Origin of the sequence: Pseudomonas sp. S4_EA_1b, assembly GCF_016307435.1 — a bacterium.
GTDB lineage: Bacteria > Pseudomonadota > Gammaproteobacteria > Pseudomonadales > Pseudomonadaceae > Aquipseudomonas > Aquipseudomonas rhodesiae.
The window spans coordinates 46,578-68,349 of the sequence record NZ_JAEILC010000015.1; the positions used below are offsets into that span (position 1 = coordinate 46,578).

The 21,772-nt window shown below is 59.4% G+C and carries 18 protein-coding genes, 4 tRNA genes and 1 pseudogene; 9 read left to right on the forward strand and 14 right to left on the reverse strand.

Translation table 11 applies throughout. The features are described 5' to 3' along the window. Positions 1-67: 67 nt before the first annotated feature. From YA0848_RS05635 to YA0848_RS05645, 3 genes are all read right to left on the reverse strand, one after another. A complete protein-coding gene (locus tag YA0848_RS05635) occupies positions 68-1,381 on the reverse strand; it encodes a tyrosine-type recombinase/integrase (RefSeq protein WP_184316116.1) in 1,314 nt (437 codons plus the stop codon). 233 nt (positions 1,382-1,614) lie between these two features. Next, positions 1,615-1,691, reverse strand: a tRNA-Asp gene (locus YA0848_RS05640). A gap of 19 nt (positions 1,692-1,710) precedes the next feature. Further along, positions 1,711-1,786: transfer RNA gene (locus YA0848_RS05645), tRNA-Val, on the reverse strand. A gap of 202 nt (positions 1,787-1,988) precedes the next feature. On the opposite strand from YA0848_RS05645, the gene YA0848_RS05650 reads away from it, so the two are divergent. The 3 genes and pseudogenes from YA0848_RS05650 to YA0848_RS05660 all read left to right on the forward strand — a co-directional run bounded on the left by YA0848_RS05650 (position 1,989) and on the right by YA0848_RS05660 (position 6,009). Further along, positions 1,989-2,507 (forward strand): sigma-70 family RNA polymerase sigma factor, encoded by a 519-nt coding sequence (locus YA0848_RS05650; protein ID WP_034096723.1) that lies wholly within the window; start codon positions 1,989-1,991, stop codon positions 2,505-2,507. Positions 2,508-2,513: 6 nt separating this feature from the next. Continuing rightward, positions 2,514-3,497, forward strand: a complete 984-nt coding sequence (locus YA0848_RS05655; RefSeq protein WP_047882849.1) for a FecR family protein — start codon at positions 2,514-2,516, stop codon at positions 3,495-3,497. A 78-nt stretch (positions 3,498-3,575) separates the two neighbouring features. Next, positions 3,576-6,009 (forward strand): annotated as a pseudogene (locus tag YA0848_RS05660) (TonB-dependent siderophore receptor). Between the two features lie 139 nt (positions 6,010-6,148). Here the strand turns inward: YA0848_RS05660 and YA0848_RS05665 are convergent. Together YA0848_RS05665 and YA0848_RS05670 are read right to left on the reverse strand one after the other, a co-directional pair. Then, a tRNA-Asp gene (locus YA0848_RS05665) sits at positions 6,149-6,225 on the reverse strand. Between the two features lie 19 nt (positions 6,226-6,244). Next, a tRNA-Val gene (locus YA0848_RS05670) sits at positions 6,245-6,320 on the reverse strand. 159 nt (positions 6,321-6,479) lie between these two features. On the opposite strand from YA0848_RS05670, the gene rdgC reads away from it, so the two are divergent. The 3 genes from rdgC to sugE all read left to right on the forward strand — a co-directional run bounded on the left by rdgC (position 6,480) and on the right by sugE (position 8,944). After that, positions 6,480-7,400 carry a recombination-associated protein RdgC gene (rdgC, locus tag YA0848_RS05675; RefSeq protein WP_169903238.1) on the forward strand — a complete coding sequence of 307 codons (921 nt, stop codon included), beginning with the start codon at positions 6,480-6,482 and terminating at the stop codon, positions 7,398-7,400. A gap of 158 nt (positions 7,401-7,558) precedes the next feature. Beyond that, positions 7,559-8,524, forward strand: a complete 966-nt coding sequence (locus YA0848_RS05680; RefSeq protein WP_169903239.1) for a bile acid:sodium symporter family protein — start codon at positions 7,559-7,561, stop codon at positions 8,522-8,524. A gap of 105 nt (positions 8,525-8,629) precedes the next feature. Further along, positions 8,630-8,944: a quaternary ammonium compound efflux SMR transporter SugE gene (gene sugE / locus YA0848_RS05685; protein WP_034096718.1), complete on the forward strand. Its 315-nt coding sequence runs from the start codon at positions 8,630-8,632 to the stop codon at positions 8,942-8,944. Between the two features lie 60 nt (positions 8,945-9,004). Here sugE and YA0848_RS05690 read toward each other — a convergent pair whose 3' ends face one another. From YA0848_RS05690 to YA0848_RS05705, 4 genes are all read right to left on the reverse strand, one after another. Beyond that, positions 9,005-10,879 carry an MFS transporter gene (locus YA0848_RS05690; RefSeq protein WP_034096717.1) on the reverse strand — a complete coding sequence of 625 codons (1,875 nt, stop codon included), beginning with the start codon at positions 10,877-10,879 and terminating at the stop codon, positions 9,005-9,007. A 68-nt stretch (positions 10,880-10,947) separates the two neighbouring features. After that, complete coding sequence (locus tag YA0848_RS05695; RefSeq protein ID WP_034096716.1) at positions 10,948-12,096, reverse strand: TDT family transporter; 1,149 nt, start codon at positions 12,094-12,096, stop codon at positions 10,948-10,950. Positions 12,097-12,202: 106 nt separating this feature from the next. Continuing rightward, entirely contained in the window at positions 12,203-12,514 is a 312-nt protein-coding gene (locus YA0848_RS05700) for a cupin domain-containing protein (protein WP_034112745.1), read from the reverse strand. Positions 12,515-12,556: 42 nt separating this feature from the next. Next, on the reverse strand, positions 12,557-13,750 hold the full coding sequence (locus YA0848_RS05705; protein ID WP_169903241.1) for an MFS transporter: 1,194 nt from the start codon (positions 13,748-13,750) through the stop codon (positions 12,557-12,559). 91 nt (positions 13,751-13,841) lie between these two features. On the opposite strand from YA0848_RS05705, the gene YA0848_RS05710 reads away from it, so the two are divergent. Beyond that, a complete protein-coding gene (locus YA0848_RS05710; RefSeq protein WP_034137626.1) occupies positions 13,842-14,381 on the forward strand; it encodes a TetR/AcrR family transcriptional regulator in 540 nt (179 codons plus the stop codon). 60 nt (positions 14,382-14,441) lie between these two features. On the opposite strand, the gene YA0848_RS05715 is transcribed toward YA0848_RS05710, so the two are convergent. The 4 genes from YA0848_RS05715 to YA0848_RS05730 form a co-directional block, all read right to left on the reverse strand. After that, positions 14,442-15,221 (reverse strand): ABC transporter permease, encoded by a 780-nt coding sequence (locus YA0848_RS05715; protein WP_034096712.1) that lies wholly within the window; start codon positions 15,219-15,221, stop codon positions 14,442-14,444. Further along, complete coding sequence (locus YA0848_RS05720) at positions 15,218-16,150, reverse strand: ABC transporter ATP-binding protein (RefSeq protein WP_034137625.1); 933 nt, start codon at positions 16,148-16,150, stop codon at positions 15,218-15,220. Before YA0848_RS05720 ends, YA0848_RS05715 begins: the two co-directional genes overlap by 4 nt. Before the next feature lie 134 nt (positions 16,151-16,284). After that, positions 16,285-16,902, reverse strand: coding sequence for a glutathione S-transferase family protein (locus tag YA0848_RS05725; RefSeq protein WP_034096710.1), 618 nt, complete (start codon positions 16,900-16,902; stop codon positions 16,285-16,287). 44 nt (positions 16,903-16,946) lie between these two features. Next, on the reverse strand, positions 16,947-17,606 hold the full coding sequence (locus YA0848_RS05730) for a transglutaminase-like domain-containing protein (RefSeq protein ID WP_034096709.1): 660 nt from the start codon (positions 17,604-17,606) through the stop codon (positions 16,947-16,949). 192 nt (positions 17,607-17,798) lie between these two features. Here YA0848_RS05730 and YA0848_RS05735 point away from each other — a divergent pair, with 192 nt between their 5' ends. Both YA0848_RS05735 and YA0848_RS05740 read left to right on the forward strand, forming a co-directional pair. Then, positions 17,799-20,246: an acyl-CoA dehydrogenase gene (locus tag YA0848_RS05735; RefSeq protein WP_169903242.1), complete on the forward strand. Its 2,448-nt coding sequence runs from the start codon at positions 17,799-17,801 to the stop codon at positions 20,244-20,246. Positions 20,247-20,320: 74 nt separating this feature from the next. Beyond that, positions 20,321-20,728 carry a PA2817 family protein gene (locus YA0848_RS05740; RefSeq protein ID WP_034096707.1) on the forward strand — a complete coding sequence of 136 codons (408 nt, stop codon included), beginning with the start codon at positions 20,321-20,323 and terminating at the stop codon, positions 20,726-20,728. Between the two features lie 26 nt (positions 20,729-20,754). Here YA0848_RS05740 and YA0848_RS05745 read toward each other — a convergent pair whose 3' ends face one another. Further along, positions 20,755-21,687 carry a LysR family transcriptional regulator gene (locus YA0848_RS05745; protein ID WP_034112741.1) on the reverse strand — a complete coding sequence of 311 codons (933 nt, stop codon included), beginning with the start codon at positions 21,685-21,687 and terminating at the stop codon, positions 20,755-20,757. Between the last annotated feature and the right edge of the window lie 85 nt (positions 21,688-21,772).

The following is a 21,772-nucleotide window of genomic DNA, read 5'->3' on the forward strand; positions in this document are numbered from 1 at the left end:
GCGTCACTCCTTGGTCTCCTCAAATCTATCCTGTCCGACCTTGATCGCATAGCCTGACTTCGGACTGCTAATCAGCAGGTACCCGCTGCGCGCTCAGAAAATCCGTTGAAGGGCGCCCGATTTGCGGCATGTAAGCTTCAGGCGCAGGGGGCGGAACGCCGACCTCTAGTGCATCTAATAAGTCCGCCCAGTATTGCATCATCCTACGTCTCGGTTCGACGTATTCCGCGTGATTGTACGCAGCCCGAATTTGGTTGGCATCAGCATGGGAAAGCTGCGCCTCAATCCACTCTTCTACAAAGCCAACCTCGTTGAGCGCCGTTGAGATGGTGGCCCTGATGCCATGACCGGTGAGCCGCCCTTTGTAACCCATCCGGCTAATCGCGGTGTTAAGGGTATTTTCACTGATCATTTCCTGCGGTTCGTATCGGTGAACCAGCAGATACCGCGCACCGCGCGTCCTTAACTGCATTAGCCGCTGCACAAGTGCAATTGCTTGAGTAGACAGCGGAATCACATAAGGCGGGATCTCATTTCCCTGTGTTCGCACACGACTTCGGAGCTGCTTCACGCCCTCCGGTGGCACCAGCCAGATCCCCTTGTCGAAGTCGAATTGGTCTGGCGTCGCCGCCCGTAGCTCTCCTGTACGCACGCCCGTCAGCAGCAATAGACGAATACCAAGCCGTGTCTTTTCTGCACACTCATGGTGGGTGACGGTCCTGAGCAATCCTGGAAGTTCACTTACGTGGAGGAAGGGATTATGGCGGACTGGCCGCGGCGTCTCGGCAACGATATCAAGGTCTGATGCTGGGTTCACATCAATAAGCCCTTCCGCCATAGCAAAACGAAAGATCTGGTTGAGCCAGGTGCGCACCTTTCGAGCAGAGACCAGCGCGCCTCTGCGCTCAATTCGCCTAATGAGCTCCAGCACGTCACCACGAGAAATATCCGCGATCGGAAGATCGCCCAAACACGGCAGCATGTCCTTCTTCAGGTATTTGCTGGCTTGCCCTGCACTGCCCTTCTTACTTTTCGTCAGTTTTTTACTTCGGAACTCATGCCAGCGATCAGAAACCGCTTCAAATGTGTTGCTGGCGGCGTGAGAGGCTTTCTGGCGCTCGGCGCGACGATGTGATCGTGGATCGATATTGTTGGCCACCAGCGCACGTGCAGCCTCTCTTCGCTGGCGAGCCTCCTTGAGACTCACGTCGGGATAGGTGCCAAGGGAAATACGCAATTGCTTGTCATGCCAATAGAAACGGAAATGCCAGCGCTTCGAACCCGTCGTGGGCACTTGCAGCGATAAGCCATCCCCATCAGTTAACGTATAAGGCTTGCTGGCGGGCTTGGCTTGCTTGATCGCTGTATCTGTCAGAGCCATCAGACACCTCCTTTTGCATCAAGGAGGGGAATACAACCCAGCGGTAGACGAACCAATACGAAAATTGATGCGCAAGGAATCGTAAAAGGCTGTGCCAGCGGTGTACTTAAATGTGTACTTAAAAACCGTGGCTGGAGATGGATTCCAGTGGAATTCAGAAAACGAAAAAAGCGGCTCAAGGCCGCTATTTCCGTGACTTCCAGGCGTTCAGTGGGCCTTAGTGGAAGCAAATATGGCGCAGCGGACGGGACTCGAACCCGCGACCCCCGGCGTGACAGGCCGGTATTCTAACCGACTGAACTACCGCTGCGCGTAACACTTGAAGCGAATGGTGGGTGATGACGGGATCGAACCGCCGACCCTCTGCTTGTAAGGCAGATGCTCTCCCAGCTGAGCTAATCACCCTTCACTTTCGGTGTGGGCGGCATCATACAGCAAAATTTCGCAATGTCTTGATTTAAATGCACTTTATTTAAAAAATTTTCTTATGGCCGGAAAAGGCCCGTAAAAACAGGCTCCACTCCCCTTCAAACGCGAGTCTATTGCGTTTACCTGTTGCTTGGCCGCACAATTAAAAACCATTCTCAATAACGCCTGAGTCACACCTATGTCTGTGGGTGAACCGCCATTCCAACGGGAAATTTCCCAGCTCTACAGCGAGCATCATGGCTGGCTGCTCACTTGGCTGCGACGCAAACTGCGCTGCCGGCATCATGCGGCCGACCTGGCCCAGGATACGTTTGCACGCATCCTGAACGCGCGCGAGTCCGTGGCCGGCATTCGCGAACCCCGGGCTTATCTGAGCACCACAGCCCGGCGCCTGATCATTGACCAGACGCGGCGCCGACAGATTGAACAAGCCTACCTGCAGGAATTGGCCCTCACGGTGGACGCATTGGAGGGGTTTCAGTCCCCGGAGCAGATCCACACCACCCTTGAAGCCCTTGAACAGATCGCGTTTATCCTGGAAGGCATGCACGAATACGCGCGCCAGGCATTCGTGCTGTATTACTTGGAAGAAATGACCCAGCAGCAAATCGCCCGCCAGCTCAAATTGTCGGAACGCACTGTACGCAAATATCTGATCCAGGCGCTCATGCACTGCGGCCATAGCATGGACACTTGATAAAGCATGTCGGATAGCCACCCAGAGATCGAAGAGCAAGCCGCCGAATGGCTCCTGCACCTGCATGAAGGCGAACTGAACGAGCCCCAGCGCCAGGCGTTCGAACGCTGGAAACAGCAAGGCCCGCATCACGCTGCGGCCGCCGCTCGAATGGAAGCAGTCATTGTCCGCATGCAGGCCCTGCGCGGCAAAAAAAACCTAGCAAAGGCGGCGCTGAACGCGGCTTTCGCGCAGCCTAGAAACCGCCGTAGCAAGAACGCCGTGCGCGCATTGGTATTGGCGTGCAGCCTGGCGATTCCAACCGCCGCATTGCTTGTCAGCCTTTACCCCCAGCAATGGATGGCCGATGTGCGCAACGGTCCGGGCCAATGGCAAACCCTGCAATTGGCAGATGGCTCGACGCTGGCCTTCAACGGCGTCAGCGCGGTGAACCTGCATTTCGATGGCAAGCAGCGCCGTATCGATTTGCTGCAAGGCGAAATACTGGTGGAAGTGGCCCACGACAGCACGCGGCCGTTTGTCGTGCAGACACCCCAAGGCACATTGCGCGCGCGGGGCACACGGTTCGTGGTCAAGCGAGACGGTGATGTCACCGTACTGAGCATGCTCGAATCCCGCGTAGCCGCACACAGTGCCGATGGCGAGCAGACGCTGGAGGTCGACGCAGGCTCGCGGGCCCTGATGCGCTCGAATGATGTCCGCCTAAGCGGCACGGTCGACCCGGCCAGCATCAACGAGGCGTGGCGCCGTCATCAATTGGTGGTCGAGAATCGGCCATTGCCCGAGGTGCTGGACGAAATCGCCCGGCATCGCGCCGGCCGTGTCCAATTCGATCGCCATGCGCTCCAAGGCATACGAGTGTCGGCCGTCATACCGCTGGATGACAGCGACCATGCCTTGCAACTGTTGGCGCAAACACTGCCGATACGGGCCCATGCTTTCACCCCTTGGCTGATCGTCGTCACACCCGAAATGCCGCCCAATGAATAATTATTCGCATTTGCTTCCGGTTTTTATGAAGCTGCCCGTCAAGGAAGGTAATTCAGCACATAAAGGACTACCTTCACCATGCCTACCCCCTCCCCCGCGGGCAGACGTTTTCGACTCCTGAAAAGCGCGCCACTGTCGCTGGCGCTGATCACCACCATCACATTAAATATGAGTCTGGCCCATGCAGACGTCGCCAGCATCACCACTCGGACGTACGACATTCCAGCCGGGCCGCTAGGCAGCTCGCTCAATCGGTTTGCCCAGCAGGCGGGCGTCGCCATCGTGTTCCAGTCCCACGAACTGGAAGGCCTTCAAGGGCAAGGTCTGAAAGGCTCCTACGGCATCCAGGACGGTTTCGATAGTTTGCTGCAAGGCAGCGGCTACCGTGCGGTAAAAGGCGATCAGGTCTATGCGCTGGAACCCGCGCCCGTCAGCGGCGGCGACACCATGGAGCTGAGCCCGACCCAAGTCAGCGGTAACCAGCTCGGTAACGTCACCGAGGGCACCGGATCCTACACGCCCGGCACAATCGCGACCTCGACACGGCTGGTGCTGACGCCCAAGGAAACGCCGCAATCGGTCTCGGTAGTCACCCGCCAGCACATGGATGATTTCGGCCTGAACAACGTCGACGATGTGATGCGCCATACACCCGGCATCACTGTGTCAGCCTTCGACACCGAGCGTACCAACTACTATGCCCGGGGTTTTTCCATCAACAACTTCCAGTACGACGGCATTCCGTCCACGGCGCGCAATGTCGCTTACTCAGCGGGCAACACCCTGAGCGACATGGCGATCTACGACCGCGTCGAAGTGCTCAAGGGTGCCACCGGCCTGCTAACTGGCGCAGGCTCGCTGGGGGCGACAATCAACCTGGTGCGTAAGAAACCTACCGCAGACTTTCAAGGACACGCCACCCTCGGCGCCGGTTCCTGGGACAACTACCGCAGCGAGCTGGATGTCAGCGGTCCGCTGACCGAAAGTGGCAACGTGCGCGGCAGAGCCGTGGCGGCGTACCAGGACAAGCATTCGTTCATGGATCACTACTCGCGCCAGAGTCCCACGTACTACGGCATCATGGAGTTCGATCTGTCACCCGACACCCTGCTGACCGTAGGCGGCGACTATCAGGACACGCTGCCAAAGGGTTCTTCATGGTCGGGCAGTTTTCCGCTGATCAACGCCAAAGGCGATCGCAATAGCGTCAAGCGCTCGTTCAACAACGCCGCCGATTGGAGCAGTTGGGAGCAATACACACGCACCGTATTTGCCGTGCTTGAGCACGATCTGGGTGATGGATGGGTGACCAAGCTGCAATTGGATCACAAGATCAACGGCTACCACGCGTTGATGGGTTCGATCCAAGGCGACCAGCCTCAACCGGATGGCACCGCACAACTCACGTCGGGCAAGTACACCGGGGAAACTGTCAGCGATTCCGCCGACCTATACGTGAGCGGCCCGTTCAGCCTGGGAGGTCGAGAACATGAACTGGTGCTGGGCGGCTCCATCAGCGCCTCCGAATGGAAAGGTAAAGGCTACTGGAATCTCTCGCCGAATATCGTCGATTTCAATAACTGGCACGGCCACGCCGCCATACCGGATTGGGGTCAGGCACAATCGCTGACCCGATGACACCGTGCGCCAGACAGGCGCTTATGTCACCACGCGCCTGAACCTTGCCGACGACCTCAAGCTGCTGCTGGGCGGACGCGTGGTCAACTACCAGGTCACAGGCTACAACCCCAATTACCGTGAGTCTGGACGTTTCGTGCCTTACGTCGGTGCCGTGTACGACCTTAACGACACTTACTCGGTGTACGCCAGCTACACCGATATCTTCATGCCGCAGGAGAATTACAACCGCGACCGCGACAACAAGCTGCTTGAGCCCGACGAAGGCCAGAACTGGGAGCTGGGTCTGAAAGCCGACTTCCTCGACGGTCGCGTGAACGCCAGTGCAGCCTACTTTGAAATCCATGAATCCAATCGCGCGCTTTCGGATGACGAGTACAACAACCAAACGCCAATCCCAAACAACTACGCCTACAAAAGCAGCAAGGCCGTTACCAAAGGTTATGAGTTGGAGATGTCCGGCGAGATTGCTCCTGGCTGGCAACTTCAGGCCGGCTACACCCACAAGATAGTGCGCGACGACAAGGACGAAAAAATCTCCACCTTCGAGCCTGAAGATCAGGTCAAGCTGTACACCACCTACCAACTCAAGGGCCAATTGGACAAGTTGACCGTCGGCGGTGGCGTACGCTGGCAGAGCGTTGGCTGGCAGGACATCTACAACAACCCGCATAAGCAATACGAAGAGTTCTCCCAGGACGCTTATTGGCTGGTGGATGTGATGACCAAGTACCAGGTCACTAAGAATCTGTCGGCCACACTGAACGTCAACAACCTGTTCGACAAGCACTACTACACCAATATCGGCTTCTATAACTCCGCCGCTTACGGCGAGCCGCGCAACTTTATGGTGACCACGCGCTGGGATTTCTAGAGCCCCAATAAAAAACGCCGCTGATCAAACCTGATCGGCGGCGTTTTTCAGTTTATGCAAAGTCCAGACAGCAAAAAGCCCGCTCAATGAGCGGGCTTTCTGTGGTGACCTGGCGTTCAGTGTTCCAGGTTACCGAATATGGCGCAGCGGACGGGACTCGAACCCGCGACCCCCGGCGTGACAGGCCGGTATTCTAACCGACTGAACTACCGCTGCGCGTAACACTTGAAGCGAATGGTGGGTGATGACGGGATCGAACCGCCGACCCTCTGCTTGTAAGGCAGATGCTCTCCCAGCTGAGCTAATCACCCTTCGTTTCGGTGTGGCGCGCATTCTACGGAGCGTCCCCAAGTCTGGCAAGCACTTTCTTAAATCTTTTTTTTGATAGCTTCCAATGGCTTAGGCAGGGTTGGCCTGGCGCGATATGAAGAGAATAATGCCCCCCTTTGTATAAAGGAGAGACTCACCCCATGTGGTTCAAGAACCTGCTTATCTATCGCCTGACCCAAGATCTGCCTGTTGATGCCGAGGCGTTGGAAGCGGCCATGGCCACCAAGCTGGCGCGCCCATGTGCAAGCCAGGAGTTGACCACTTACGGTTTTGTCGCCCCGTTCGGCAAAGGTGAAGATGCGCCCCTGGTGCACGTCAGCGGTGACTTCCTGCTGATCGCCGCGCGCAAGGAAGAACGCATTCTGCCGGGCAGCGTGGTGCGTGACGCACTCAAGGAGAAAGTCGAAGAGATCGAGGCCGAGCAGATGCGCAAGGTCTATAAGAAAGAACGCGACCAGATCAAGGATGAGATCATCCAGGCCTTCCTGCCCCGCGCATTTATTCGTCGCTCGTCGACCTTTGCCGCCATCGCGCCGAAACAGGGTCTGATCCTGGTGAACTCGGCCAGCCCCAAGCGCGCCGAAGACCTGCTCTCCACCCTGCGTGAAGTGATCGGCACCCTGCCGGTACGTCCGCTGACGGTGAAAACCGCACCGACCGACATCATGACCGACTGGGTCACCACCCAGAAACCGGCCGATGACTTCTTCGTCCTCGACGAGTGCGAGCTGCGCGACACTCACGAAGACGGCGGCATCGTGCGTTGCAAGCGTCAGGACCTGACCAGCGAAGAAATCCAGCTGCATCTGACCACCGGCAAAGTCGTGACTCAGTTGGCCCTGGCCTGGCAAGACAAATTGTCCTTCATGCTCGACGACAAAATGACCGTCAAGCGCCTGAAGTTCGAAGACCTGCTGCAGGACCAGGCGGAACAGGACGGCGGCGACGAAGCCCTGGGCCAGTTGGATGCCAGCTTTACCCTGATGATGCTGACCTTCGGCGACTTCCTGCCGGCGCTGATCGAAGCGCTGGGCGGAGAAGAGACCCCGCAGGGCATCTAAGCCGTGTGAGGATCGGGAGGCGTTAGAGGCGCGTGTTCGGGATTGCGCTGTGTCGGTCAACTTATTCATTGGCTGACACAGTGCGATCGCGGGCAAGCCTCCTCCCACATTTGACCGCATCAACCCTTCTAAAAAGACCAACGAAAAAGGACATTCCCATGCGCGCCCTCGCCAGCTTGAGCCGCTTCGTCGGCAATACCTTCGCCTATTGGGTGTTGATTTTCGCCGTTGTGGCGTTCTTCGAACCGTCCTGGTTCATTGGCCTGAAAAGCGCCATCGTGCCGTTACTGGGGCTGGTGATGTTCGGTATGGGGCTGACCCTGAAGCTGGATGACTTCGCTGAAGTCGCCCGGCACCCATGGCGCGTGGCGCTGGGCGTGGTGGCGCACTTTGTGATCATGCCCGGCGTGGCCTGGTTGTTGTGCCAGGTGTTTCATCTGCCGCCGGAGATTGCCGTCGGTGTGATCCTGGTGGGCTGCTGCCCAAGCGGTACCTCGTCCAACGTAATGACTTGGCTGGCCCGTGGCGATCTGGCGTTGTCGGTGGCCATCGCCGCCGTCACCACCCTCCTCGCCCCGCTGCTGACGCCGGCGCTGATCTGGTTACTGGCGTCAGCCTGGTTGCCGGTGTCGTTCATGGAGCTGTTCTGGTCGATCCTGCAAGTGGTGCTGCTGCCGATCGTGCTCGGCGTGGTGGCGCAACGCGTGCTTGGTGAGCGCGTGCGCCATGCGGTGGAGGTACTGCCGCTGGTGTCGGTGATCAGCATCGTGATGATCGTCGCGGCGGTGGTTGCGGCGAGCCAGGCCAAGATTGCCGAGTCGGGCCTGTTGATCATGGCGGTGGTGATGCTGCATAACAGCTTCGGCTACTTGCTGGGTTACTTCACCGGTCGCCTGTTCAAACTGCCCTTGGCACAACGCAAATCCCTGGCGCTGGAGGTGGGCATGCAAAACTCCGGGCTGGGCGCCGCGCTGGCCAGCGCGCACTTCTCGCCATTGGCGGCGGTGCCGAGCGCGCTGTTCAGCGTCTGGCACAATATTTCCGGGGCATTGCTGTCGACTTACTTCCGCCGGATGAGCGAAGCGCAAGACCGTCTCCCACTGGAGAGCACCCCGCCAACTTGATCGCGTGATCGATGTTCGGCACTCTAACGCCCTTCGCGGGGACGACCCCGCGACGCTTCCAAGCGCCAATTCCGGGGACGACCCCATCCACAGAAGGGGTTACCCATGTCTTGGATCATTCTTTTTTTTGCCGGGTTGTTCGAAGTGGGCTGGGCCGTCGGCTTGAAGTACACCGATGGTTTCAGTAAGCCGCTGCCCACCGTCCTGACGCTTGCCGCCATGGCCGTGAGCCTTGGCCTGCTGGGGCTGGCCGTAAAAGAGCTGCCGCTGGGTACTGCCTATGCCGTATGGACGGGCGTGGGTGCCGTCGGGACGGTCATCGCCGGGATTATCCTGTTTGGCGAATCCATGGCGTTGTTCCGGCTGGCCAGCGTGGCATTGATCATCTTCGGGTTGATTGGTCTCAAGCTCAGCACCTAGGTCGCCAGCGCTTACCGTGGGCAAACCCGACCGCGGTAAGCGCTGATTAGCCGTACAAATCTAACGGACCGTGCCGCGCAGTCCCGCTACCACTTCCTGCAACTGCGCAGGTGTAGCCGCCTCCACCGCAACCGGCTCGCCGGCCACCAGCACCACCCGCGACCAGATGCGATGGAAGAAGCCTTTATTCGGATCGCGACTGAAGAAACTGCCCCATAACCCCTGCAACGCCATGGGAATCACCGGCACCGCCGTCTCTTCCAGAATACGCGTCACGCCACCGCGAAACTCATTCATCTCACCATCGGCGGTCAGCTTGCCCTCCGGAAAGATACACACCAACTCCCCTTCTTTCAGGTACTCGGCAATCCGCTTGAAGGCTTGCTCATAGATCTGGATATCTTCGTTGCGCCCGGCAATCGGAATCGCCCCGGCGGTGCGGAAGATAAAGTTGAGCACCGGCAAACGGTAGATCTTGTAGTACATGACAAAACGAATCGGCCGACGCACCGCGCCACCGATCAGCAGCGCATCGACAAACGACACATGATTGCACACCAGTAACGCCGCGCCTTCGTCCGGGATGGCCTGCAGGTTGCGGTGCTCCACGCGGTACATGGAATGGCTGAGCAGCCAGATCATGAAGCGCATGGTGAACTCGGGGACGATTCGGAAGATGTAGGTATTGACCGCGATATTGAGCAGCGACACCACCAGGAACAGCTGCGGAATCGACAGCTTGGCCACGCTCAACAGCAGGATCGACACCAGCGCCGACACCACCATGAACAGCGCATTGAGGATGTTGTTGGCGGCGATCACCCGTGCGCGCTCATGTTCAACCGTGCGCGACTGGATCAACGCATACAGCGGCACGATATAGAAACCGCCGAACACGCCCAGGCCGAGAATATCCGCCAGCACCCACCAGGCCTGCCCGTAGCTGAGCACCGCCAGCCAATCGTTGGCCTGGACGTTCTGCGGGAAGCCACCTGAATGCCACCACAGCAACAGGCCGAACACCGTCAGGCCGAATGATCCGAACGGCACCAGACCGATTTCCACCTTACGGCCGGAGAGCTTTTCGCACAGCATCGAACCCAGGGCGATGCCCACCGAAAACACGGTAAGAATCAGCGTCACCACGGTTTCGTCGCCGTACAGCCACTCCTTGGCATATGCCGGGATTTGCGTCAGGTAGATCGCGCCGACAAACCAGAACCACGAGTTGCCGACAATCGAGCGCGACACCGCCGGCGTCTGCCCCAGGCCCATGCGCAAGGTGGCCCACGATTGGCTGAAGATATTCCAGTTCAGGCGCAATTGCGGCGTGGAGGCCGCCGCGCGCGGGATGCTGCGGCTGGCCAGGTAACCCAGCACCGCCACGCCGACAATCGCCACCGACACCACCTTGGCGTAATGGGTGGACGACATCATGATCCCAGCGCCGATAGTGCCCGCCAGGATCGCCAGGAAGGTGCCCATTTCCACCAGGCCGTTACCGCCGACCAATTCGTCGTCGCGCAATGCCTGGGGCATGATCGAATACTTCACCGGGCCGAACAGCGCCGAGTGCGTGCCCATAGCGAACAACGCCAGCAGCATCAATTCCAGGTGGTTGAACAGAAAACCGGTGGCGCCCACGGCCATGATCACGATCTCGGCGATCTTGATCACCCGAATCAGCGCGTCCTTATTGAATTTTTCGCCGAACTGCCCGGCCAGCGCCGAGAACAGGAAGAACGGCAGAATAAACAGCAGCGCGCACAGGTTGACCCAAATGGCGCGATCGCCGTCGATGGCGAGTTTGTAGAGGATCGCCAGGATCAGCGATTGCTTGAAGATGTTGTCGTTGAACGCACCCAACAACTGGGTGATGAAAAACGGCAAAAATCGCCGAGTGCGCAGCAAGGTGAATTGGGAAGGATGGCTCATCGTCGTCCGTGTTCCTGCGTGGCCTGAAGGCTTATCGATTATCAGGCCACGACTTTACCTAATCCTGGTTACTTATTCCCTAATCCTGCAATACACGGTGAAACAAAAAGCTCACCTTTATAGGCCCCCACCACGGTGCGCTTGGTCACGATCAACCACATCCATGCCAACGCCGCCACCAGCACGCTGCCCACTACATTGAAGAACGCCAAGTGCAACACGTTCGCCAGTTTCAGAGTGGTCAAGGCGTACACCCCCAGAGGGAAGGTAAAGCCCCACCAGCCCAGGTTGAAGGGGATTTCGGCGCGCAGGTAACGCAGCGTGATCAACACGGCGATCAGCATCCACCACAAACCGAAGCCCCACAGCGTAATACCGGCCACCATGCCGAGGCCGTTGGCGATGTCACCGATGCCTGGCAAGCCGTTGGCGGCGAAGATCGCCGGTGCATCGCCCCCCAGCAGCAACATGCCGAGGGCGCCGGTGCCGATGGGACCTAAGGCCAGCCAGCTGGATGCGGCCATGTTGGCGTGGGGCAGTTTGTGCAAGGCCATGCGCAGCATCAGAATGGTCAGGATGCTGAATGCCACCGGCAGGGAAAACGCCCACAGCACGTAGCTGGTCACCAACATCACCAGTTGCGAATGGGCATCGGCCAGGTGCGGCGCCAACAGCCCACCACTGGCAGCAGCGACCTCGGCGGCGACCACGGGCAACAACCACACGGCGGTCATCTGGTCGATGCTGTGCTCCTGGCGCGTGAACATCATGAACGGGATCAGCACGCCGCAGGCCAAGGCCATAGCCACATCCAGCCACCACAGCACCTCGGCCAACGGCACCACGGCACTGCCCCAGCGCGGCAGACCGAACAGCAGCAAGCCGTTGAGAATCGTGGCCAGGCCCATGGGGATGGTGCCGAAGAACATCGAAACCGTGGAGTGCCCGAAGATCCGTCGCGCTTCATGGAAGAACATCACCCAACGCGCGGCATACAGCCCACTGAACAGCATGAACAAGACGATGGTGAACAGCCACAGCGCTTCGGCCAAAACATGCAGGCCCGGCAGCGCCACCGGCAATTGGGCCAAGGCCAGCGCGAGCACGCCGGTGCCCATGGTCGCGGCGAACCAATTGGGTGTGAACTGGCGAATCACTTCCCGAGGCCGGGTCAGGTGACTGAAAGGTTTATATCTAAGCGTTGTGGAGCAGGTCATCGTGTCAGTCCTCTTCCTCTTATGAGGTTGATTTCATGATAGAACCTGTTCACATATCTATATAACGGGTAATTTCTCTAACTGTTATCTATTTAACCGATAAGCATCAGACACTGCCTTCACTTTCGATCACCAGGATGCGTGCCGGACCTTGGGGATGGGCGACATGCTCGGTACCGACGCTGGCATAAAAGATGTCCCCCACCGCCAACTCAGCTACCTGTTCAAAGCCGTTATCGCGGTAGTGCATCAGCACCCGTCCGTCGAGCACGACAAATACTTCTTCGCCGTCGTTGATGTGCCAGCGGTACGGTTGATCGGTCCAGTGCAAACGGGTGGTAATGCCGTTCATAGTGGCAATATCCAGCGCCTCCCAGGCACGGCTGCCGGTGAAGTCTTTGCTGCGGATAATCTTCATCGTCGAACCCTTCGGCTGTTGAAGTCGCGGATTATGACCGGATCACCGACTGGATGTCGCGCGGCTCCTGGTGCAGTCCTGGAGCAGCAACGCCATCAAGGCACTGAGGGCCAACACGATCAACGAGGCGCCATAGCCGTCGGTGGTGGCGATCGGGCCGAACGCGCGCGTCAGGGTGCCCGCCAACAACGAGGGTATGCAGAACGCCAAGTAGCTCAGGACGTAAAACGCCGACATCAAGCCTGCGCGCTCGTGGGGCTGAGCCAATGGCACGACGCTGCGCACAGCGCCCAGAAACCCGGCGCCGAACCCGCTGCCGGCGATCAGGGTGGCGACGAAGAACAGCGGCAGGCTGGCTGTGTGTACGGCGCCGAGGATCAGCGCCACGCCCAGCGCCAACAGCATGGCGCCCAGACGCAGGACTTTGTCAGCCGCACGGTGGCGCAGGCCGTAAATCATCAGCGCTCCGCTGACGGTCAGCACCGCCACCAATGCACCGCCGATCAGGTTTGATGTCGACCCGGTCGCCGCCCGCACCAGAGAAGGCGCCAGGGATAAATAGAAACCGCCCATGGCCCACACCGCGATATCCACCGGCAATGCAATCCACAATGCGCGGCGCGCCTGGGCAGGCACATGCAACGTAGGCCACAACGACGCTAACGCCCCGGCGATGGGACTGACGCTTTCCGGCAGGCGCCACACAAGCAAGGCTTGTAGCAGCATCGCGCCGAACAGCACCCAGTAAATCAACTGGGTCGGAAATGGCGCGAACTCCACCAGCAGGCTGCAGCCCATCGCTCCGCAGGCCATGCCCAGCAACGGCGCAAGGCTGTTGATCAGTGGGCCCTGTTCGCGATCGGTATCCAGCAGCGCTGCGCCCAGCACTGCGGTGGCCATACCAGTGGCGAAGCCCTGTAATGTGCGCGCGACGATCAGCCAGGCCACACTGCTTTCATTGATAAACAGCAGCATCGCCAGCATCTCAACGATCAGTGCGGCGAAGATCACCGGCTTGCGCCCCAGGTAATCCGACAGCGAGCCCACGGTCAGCAGCGCCGCTAACAAGCTCAGGGCGTACACACCAAAGATCAGCGTGAGCATGCCTGCGGAAAAGTCCAAGTGCTGCTGATACAGGTGATACAACGGCGTCGGCGCGCTGGAGGCGGCGAGAAACGTCAGCAAGGTGATCGCCAGGAACACCAGGCTGGGGCGATGGGAAGTGAGACTGGACATGGGCACGCTCCGCTAAAGCTAATATTTTGCTTTTGTGCAGTGTGCGACTCGCCGACGCTTAAAGCAAATTCTTTGTGTTAAGGTCGCGTCCATGGTGATTAAAGAAGGCCTTCGCCCGGGAGGCCGCAGTGCCCGGGTACAAGCATCGGTACATTGCGCCGTGCGTGAACTGTTGGAAGCCCACGAGCGATCCAGCGTGACTGTGCCGATGATTGCCGCGCGCGCCGGGGTGACGCCGTCGACCATCTACCGACGCTGGGGGGACCTCTCCGCCCTGCTCGCCGATGTGGCCGTTGCACGCATGCGCCCGGACAGCGAGCCGGCCGATACCGGCAGCCTGCGCGGCGACCTGCGAGCCTGGGCCGAGCAGTACCTGGATGAGATGAGTTCGGAACCGGGGCGCATGATGATGCGCGACGTGCAATGCAGCCCAACGCCAGGCTACTGCGTTAGCATTCTGAGCGGGCAGTTGCAGACAATTGTCGATCGCTACCCCGGCGAAACAGCGCCAAGCGTGGACCGCTTGATCAACCTGCTGGCGGCGCCGACAGTGTTTCGTATTCTGTTCTCGAGCGCGCCGTTGGCAGTTGAAGAACTGCACGAGCTGATCGAGCTGGCACTGAAGACCTGATGCAAAACCATAGGTGGGAGAGCGCTTGGCCCTCCCACATTTCACTGCGTTCTGATCAGCTTAGGTGCGCATCCCGCGCCCACTGACCAGCAACCGTGCACACCCGATGTAAAGCACCACAGTGGCCACGATCATAAAAGTGATCGCCACGCTGATCTTGATATCCGATACGCCGAGGATGCCGTAACGGAAGGCATTGACCATGTGCAGGACAGGGTTTGCCAACGATACGGTCTGCCAGAAAGGCGGCAGCAGGCTGATGGAGTAGAACACCCCGCCCAGGTACGTCAGCGGTGTCAGCACGAAAGTCGGGATGATCGAGATGTCATCGAAATTGCGCGCAAACACCGCGTTGATAAAGCCCAGCAGCGAGAAAATCGTCGCCGTTAGCACCACCACCAGAATCGTCACCCCCAGGTGATGCACCTGCAGATGGGTGAAGAACAGCGACAACAGCGTCACGATCACGCCCACCATCAAACCGCGCAGCACACCACCCAGGGTGTAACCGATAAGGATCGTGTGGGGCGACACCGGCGACACCATCAGTTCCTCGATGGAGCGCTGAAACTTGCTGCCAAAGAAGCTGGAGACCACGTTGCCGTAGGAGTTGGTGATCACCGACATCATGATCAGGCCCGGCACGATGTACTCCATGTAGGTGAAGCCACCCATGTCGCCGATCTGCCGACCGATCAGGTTCCCGAAGATTACAAAGTACAAGACCATGGTGATTGCAGGCGGCAGCAACGTCTGCGGCCAGATCCGGGTAAAGCGCTTCACTTCGCGATAGACGATGGTCTGCAGGGCGACGAGGTTGGGTTGCAGTTCGGAACTCATACCGCCACCTTCGCCAGATTTTTCTCCACCAGGGACACGAACAACTCCTCAAGGCGATTGGTTTTATTACGCAGGCTCAGCACTTCGATGTTCTGGGTCGCCAATTGGGTGAACAGCGCGGTGATGCCCATGGCTTTGTCCACCTGGACTTCCAGGGTATGGCTATCCACCAGGCGGCAGGGGTAGCCGAGCAGTTGCGGTGCGACGGTCAGATTGTTCTTCAAGTCCAGCAGGAACGTTTCCACATGCAACTGGCTCAGCAGGTTACGCATGCTGGTGTTCTCGACGATGGTGCCGTGGTCGATGATGCCGATATTGCGGCAAAGCTGCTCAGCCTCTTCCAGGTAGTGGGTAGTGAGGATGATGGTGATGCCCTTCTCGTTCAGCTCGGTGAGAAAGGTCCACATCGAACGCCGCAGCTCAATGTCCACGCCGGCGGTGGGCTCATCGAGGATCAGCAGGCGCGGCTCATGCACCAAGGCGCGGGCGATCATCAAACGCCGCTTCATGCCGCCGGACAGCGAACGCGAAGGCACGTCGCGCTTGTCCCACAGGCCCAATTGGGTGAGGTACTGCTCGGCGCGCTCCTTGGCGATTTTCGCCGGGATGCCGTAGTAGCCCGCCTGGGTCACGACGATGTCGAAAGTCTTTTCGAACTGGTTGAAGTTGAATTCCTGGGGCACCACACCGATGCAACGCTTGAGCGCCGCCGGGGACTGGTCCAGGTCATTACCGAAAATATTCACCGTGCCGCTGGTTTTGTTGACCAGGGTCGACAAGATGCCGATGGTGGTGGATTTGCCGGCACCGTTGGGGCCGAGCAAGGCGAAGAAGTCACCCTCAGCAACGTCCAGATCGATACCACTCAGGGCCTGGAAACCGTTGCCGTAGGTTTTGGTTAGCTGCCGGATGGACAGAGCGGAACTCATATCGGATTACGCACCAGAGAAGGGAATAGAAAGAGTAGATGAGGGCGCACCGCCCTTAGTTCAACGACAGCGCAGGACAGGCATGGTGCTTGGCCGCGCCGCACAAGTACAGTCACCCGTATTAATAGTAGGTATTAAGTCAACGCGGTCATGACGGCTTTTCGGTAGGCCGGGCGTTGCTGCAAACGCTGGTACCACGCCTCCAGATGCGGCATGGCCGGCCGTTCGATGGGCATTTCAAACCACGCGTAGATAAAGCTGCCCAGGGGAATATCGCCCATGCCGATGGCGTCGCCGGACAGGTAGGGTTGTTCGGCCAGCGCCTTGTCCACCATACCGAGCGCGTCAATGCAGGCGTTGCGCCCGGCATTGATGGCATCCCAGTTCCGTTGCTCCGCTGGGGTGCGCACGATGCCCCAGAACACTGCTTTGAATGGCTCGGCGAGGGTCGAGGTGGTCCAGTCCATCCACTTTTCCGCGTTGGCGCGGGCCTTGAGGTCGGTCGGATACCAGCTCGCCCCGTGCTTGGCGCACAGGTAGCGCACGATGGTATTGGATTCCCACAACACGAAGTCGCCGTCTTCGATCATCGGCACCCGACCATTGGGGTTCAACGCACGGTACTGCGGCGTGTCGACCACCCCAAAAGCACCGCCCGCATCGATGGCCTCATAGTCCAGGCCGAGCTCCTCGGCGCACCACAGTGCCTTCCTGACATTCGATGAATTTTTACGACCCCAGATTTTCAGCATGACCGCGCCTTAGTGGTTGGGTGGACGCAGCAGCATACGCCGGTTCACGAGCGGCTTAAATCCGTCTGCAAGTCGCCGAGCAAGGGAGGCAGCCCATCGTCAAACAGGTGCGGGTAACATTTCTGCAGGTGGGAAAAGAAAAAAGCCTCCGGCACATCGGTAAATTGCCCATGGTCCACCACGTATTCCATCGAGCGCTGGCCTTGGCGATTGAAGGGGTGGAAAACGCTATCGTTGATACCGTCGAACGCCAAGGGCGGCACATCGAAAAGTTCACACAGCTGGGCATTGAACGCCGGCGTGGCCTTGACCCAGCGACCGTGCAGATACAGTTCGGTGTACCCATGCATGGCGAACACATCACTCTTGAGCAATGCGATCAGGCGTGGGGTCGACAGGTGGTTGCGCACGTCCGCCAGGCCGATGCGCGCGGGGATGCCGCAATGCCGGGCGCAGGCGGCGAGCAAAGTGGCCTTGGGCACGCAGTAACTCTCACGGCTGGCCAGGGCGAAACTGGCACTGAGGGTGCGCGGATCGCGACTGAAGGTGTAGGGGTTATAGCGAATCGCCTCACGCACGGCATAGTAAAGACTGACCGCCTGGTCACTTAAATCCGCGCTGGTTCCGCGATGTTTTACCGCGAACTCCACCACCGCAGGGTGGTCACTATCGATGAAGCGGCTGGGACTCAAGTACGCATTCATGATGTTTCATCTCCGAGGCAAGCCTGGAGTTTAACCACAGGCTCACCCCACGGATAACGACGATTCGGCCAAATGTCGGCGCCCGCTGCAGGGGGCTGTCAGCACAACTGGTTACACCCTGACCACCGCGTTTTCTCGGATGCCGACTAAGCTCCTTGGTGGTTTCGCCCTTGGTTTCACGGAGGATTGAATATGCTGTTGTTGTGGATACTGGTTCTGGTGGTCGGCATTGCCTACCTGGCACACCGCCGCACCGCGCCCCTGCCCGCCCTGGGAGTGGTCGCCGTTTACCTGTTGGCGATGGGCGCCTGGAGCCACGCACCGGGCTGGTTGTTGGTGATCCTTTGGGTGCTGCTGGCCGTCGTCGCGGCGCCGCTGCTGCTGCCGGACCTGCGTCGCCAATATTTTACCAAGCCGCTGTTCAGCTGGTTCCAGAAAGTCCTGCCGCCGATGTCCGAAACCGAGCGCGACGCCATTGACGCCGGTACGGTGTGGTGGGACGGCGAACTGTTCAGCGGGCGTCCCGACTGGGACAAATTGCTCGCCTACCCCAAGGTGCAGTTGACTGAAGAAGAACAAGCCTTCATCGACGGCCCCACCGAAGAACTCTGTGCGATGGTCAGCGACTGGGAAATCGGCCAGGCCATGGACCTGCCTCCAGCCGCCTGGGAGCACATCAAGACCCACGGTTTCTTCGCCCTGATCATTCCCAAGGAATACGGTGGCAAGGGCTTTTCGGCCTACGCCCACTCACAGGTTGCGATGAAGCTCGCAACCCGCAGCGGTGACCTGGCTTCCACCGTAATGGTGCCCAACTCCCTCGGCCCGGCCGAATTGCTGCTGCATTACGGCACCGACGAACAACGCAACCACTACCTGCCGCGCCTGGCGCGTGGCGACGATATCCCCTGCTTCGCCCTGACCGGTCCGCTGGCCGGTTCCGACGCCGGCGCCATGCCCGATACCGGCGTGATCTGCAAAGGTGAATGGCAAGGCCAGGAAACCATCGGTCTGCGTTTGAACTGGGAAAAACGCTACATCACCCTCGGCCCGGTCGCGACCCTGCTGGGGCTGGCGTTCAAGGCCTACGACCCCGACCACCTGTTGGGCGAGGAAGAAGACCTGGGCATCAGCCTGGCCTTGATTCCCACCGACACCCCCGGTGTTGAAATCGGCCGTCGCCATCTGCCTTTGGGCGCGGCCTTTATGAATGGCCCCAACTCCGGCAAGGACGTCTTTATCCCCCTGAGCTACCTGATCGGCGGCCAGGAAATGCTCGGCAAGGGCTGGATGATGCTGATGAACTGCCTGTCGGTAGGCCGTTCGATTTCCCTGCCGGCGGTGGGCACCGGCGCCGCGAAGTTCACCAGCCTGGTGACCGGCCAGTACGCCCAGGTACGTGAACAGTTCAACGTGCCGCTATCGGCCTTCGAAGGCATCCAGGAAGCCCTGGCCCGTATCGGCGGTAACGCCTGGCTGATGGACAGCGCGCGGATGCTCACCGCCAATGCCGTCGACCAGGGCGAAAAACCTTCGGTGCTGTCGGCGATTCTCAAGTACCACCTCACCGAGCGGGGCCGCGAATGTATCGGCCACGCCATGGACGTGCATGGCGGCAAGGGCATCATCATGGGCCCGAACAACTACCTAGGCCGCAGTTGGCAAGGCGCGCCGATCTTCATCACCGTGGAAGGCGCGAACATCCTGTCGCGCAACCTGATGATCTTTGGCCAGGGTGCCATCCGTTGCCATCCCTTCGTGCTCAAGGAAATGGCGCTGGCCGGGCGTGAAGATAAGGACCAGGCACTCAAGGAATTCGACAGCCTGCTGATGCAGCACATCGGCTTCGCTGTCAGTAACGCTGCCAGCACGCTGGTGCTGAACCTGGGCATCGGCCACTTCGAGAAAGCGCCGGGCAACCGCCTGAGCCAGGGCTACTTCCGTGCATTGAACCGCCAGGCAGCGGCGTTTGCGCTGCTCGCCGACCTGAGCATGATGTTGCTGGGCGGCGAATTGAAACGTCGCGAACGCCTCTCGGCGCGTCTGGGGGATGTACTGAGCCACATGTACCTGGCATCGGCGGCACTCAAGCGCTATCACGACCTGGATTCGCCGGATCACTTGGAACCCTTGTTCGTCTGGGCCATGGAGGAAAGCCTCGGTGAGTCGGAGCGTGCATTGGATGAACTGCTGAGCAACTTCCCGAACAAGGTGCTTGGCTGCCTGATGCGGGTAATCGTATTCCCCTTCGGGCGTCGCCATACTGGCCCGTCGGATGCGCTGGATGCCGAAGTGGCCGCAGTGATCGGTCGTGCGAAAGACGACCCGACCCTGGAAGAATTGCTGGCCGGCTGCTATCGCCCGCAATCGGCGGAAGATCCGGTGGGCGCGCTGCAACATGCCTACGATCTGCTGAACGCCAGCCACCCGCTGCAAAAGAAACTGCATACCGCGCTCAAAAGCGGCCAGCTCAAACCGGCTGCCGGCGAGCACGCCATCGACGCGGCACTCAACGCCGGCGTGTTGCAGGCGGCTGAAGCGCAGACACTGCGCGACGCCGAAGCGGCACGCCGCAAGGTGATCGACGTGGATGATTTCAGCAAGGAAGAACTGGCCCAGGCTGAGGGCAAAGTCCGCTGATACGAGCGGTCATATAATTACGGGCGCGTGAGCTATATACTCTCGCGCCCGTTTTTGCTTTGAGGACTTATCTCGTGTCCAACGTCGTTGCCGATCATCTCGTCTTGCTCGACCACCTGCGCAGCATCCTGGTAGCCGTCGGCGAAGCCGAACAGGTGCCCGAGGAAAGTCACGCCCTGTTCCTGGAGCGCTTCGACGAACTGCGCGCCCTGTTGCCCATCGACCCAATCGAAAGCCAGTACCTGGGCCAAGACCTGATGAGTCAGGTCATCCTGCGGTACCCGCAAATTGCCCACCTCGTACCGCGCGACCTGCTGTGGTTCTTTGGCGGCGACTGCCTGCACTTCATGCCCGATGAAGAACTGGACCTGTACCAGGCCCTGGAAGAACGTCGCTACGAAGCCGAACAGAACGACGAACCGTTCGACTGGAACCAAGAAAAGCAGCTGCTAGCCATGCCGGACGACCAGAGCAAGCACTGATCTGCCAGGAGCGAGCCTGCTCGCTCCTAACGTTTTCTCAGCGTCGGCTCCTTGGCCATGCACGCCACCAGGTAATCGATAAATACCCGTAGCTTCGGCGGCAAATAGCGTGTCGGCGAATGCAGCAGCCACGCCTCACCGTGGTACGACGCAATAAAATCCCACGCCGGCAACACCTGCACCAAGCGCCCCTCCTCCAAGGCATGGCGCGCCGTGAAATACGGCAGGCTGCCAATACCCACATGCTGCAACACCGCATCCAGACGCACGCCGGTATGGTTCGCCGCATAGCGCCCGCGTACCGCAACGGTCACGGCCTTGGTGCCCTGACGAAACTTCCAGCGTGAATCCGCCGGTGTCTCGCCAAGATAAATGCAGCTGTGCGCCGCCAGATCATGGGGATGGCCCGGCGTACCGTGCTCGGCCAGGTACTGCGGTGTCGCACAGAGCAAATGTTCGATCGGCAACAACTGCCGGCCCACCAGCCCCGGCGGCGGGCTGTCGGTGATGCGGATACTCAGGTCGACGTTGTCGTCGATCAGGTCCACATGGCGATCCTCAAGGATCAGCTGCACATCCACCTGGGGATAGCGTCGCAGGAATTCCGGCATGTGCGGATGTACGACAAACCGCCCCACCGCCTTGGGCACGCTGACCCGCACCAGCCCCTCGGCTTCATGGGTGAACTGGCCACTGATCTCCATCACCGAACGCGCCGCGTTGACCATTTCCTGGCAGCGCTTGAACACCTCTTCACCGCCCTCGCTAAGGCGCAGTTTGCGCGTGGTGCGTTGCAGCAAGCGGGTCGCCAGCGCCCGCTCAAGACGCGAAATACTGCGACTCACCGCCGAAGGCGAAACGCTCAGTTGGCGCGCCGCTTCGGAAAAGCTGCCGGCCTCTACCACTTTGACGAACATCGCCATTTCCCCCAACAGGGGCAACGGAAGATTAATGCTCATGACGCACAGGTCCATTGATAATTGAACGGATTATCACCCATTCGAGCAGTATTTATACTGCCCGTAGAACCCTGATGCGGATGCA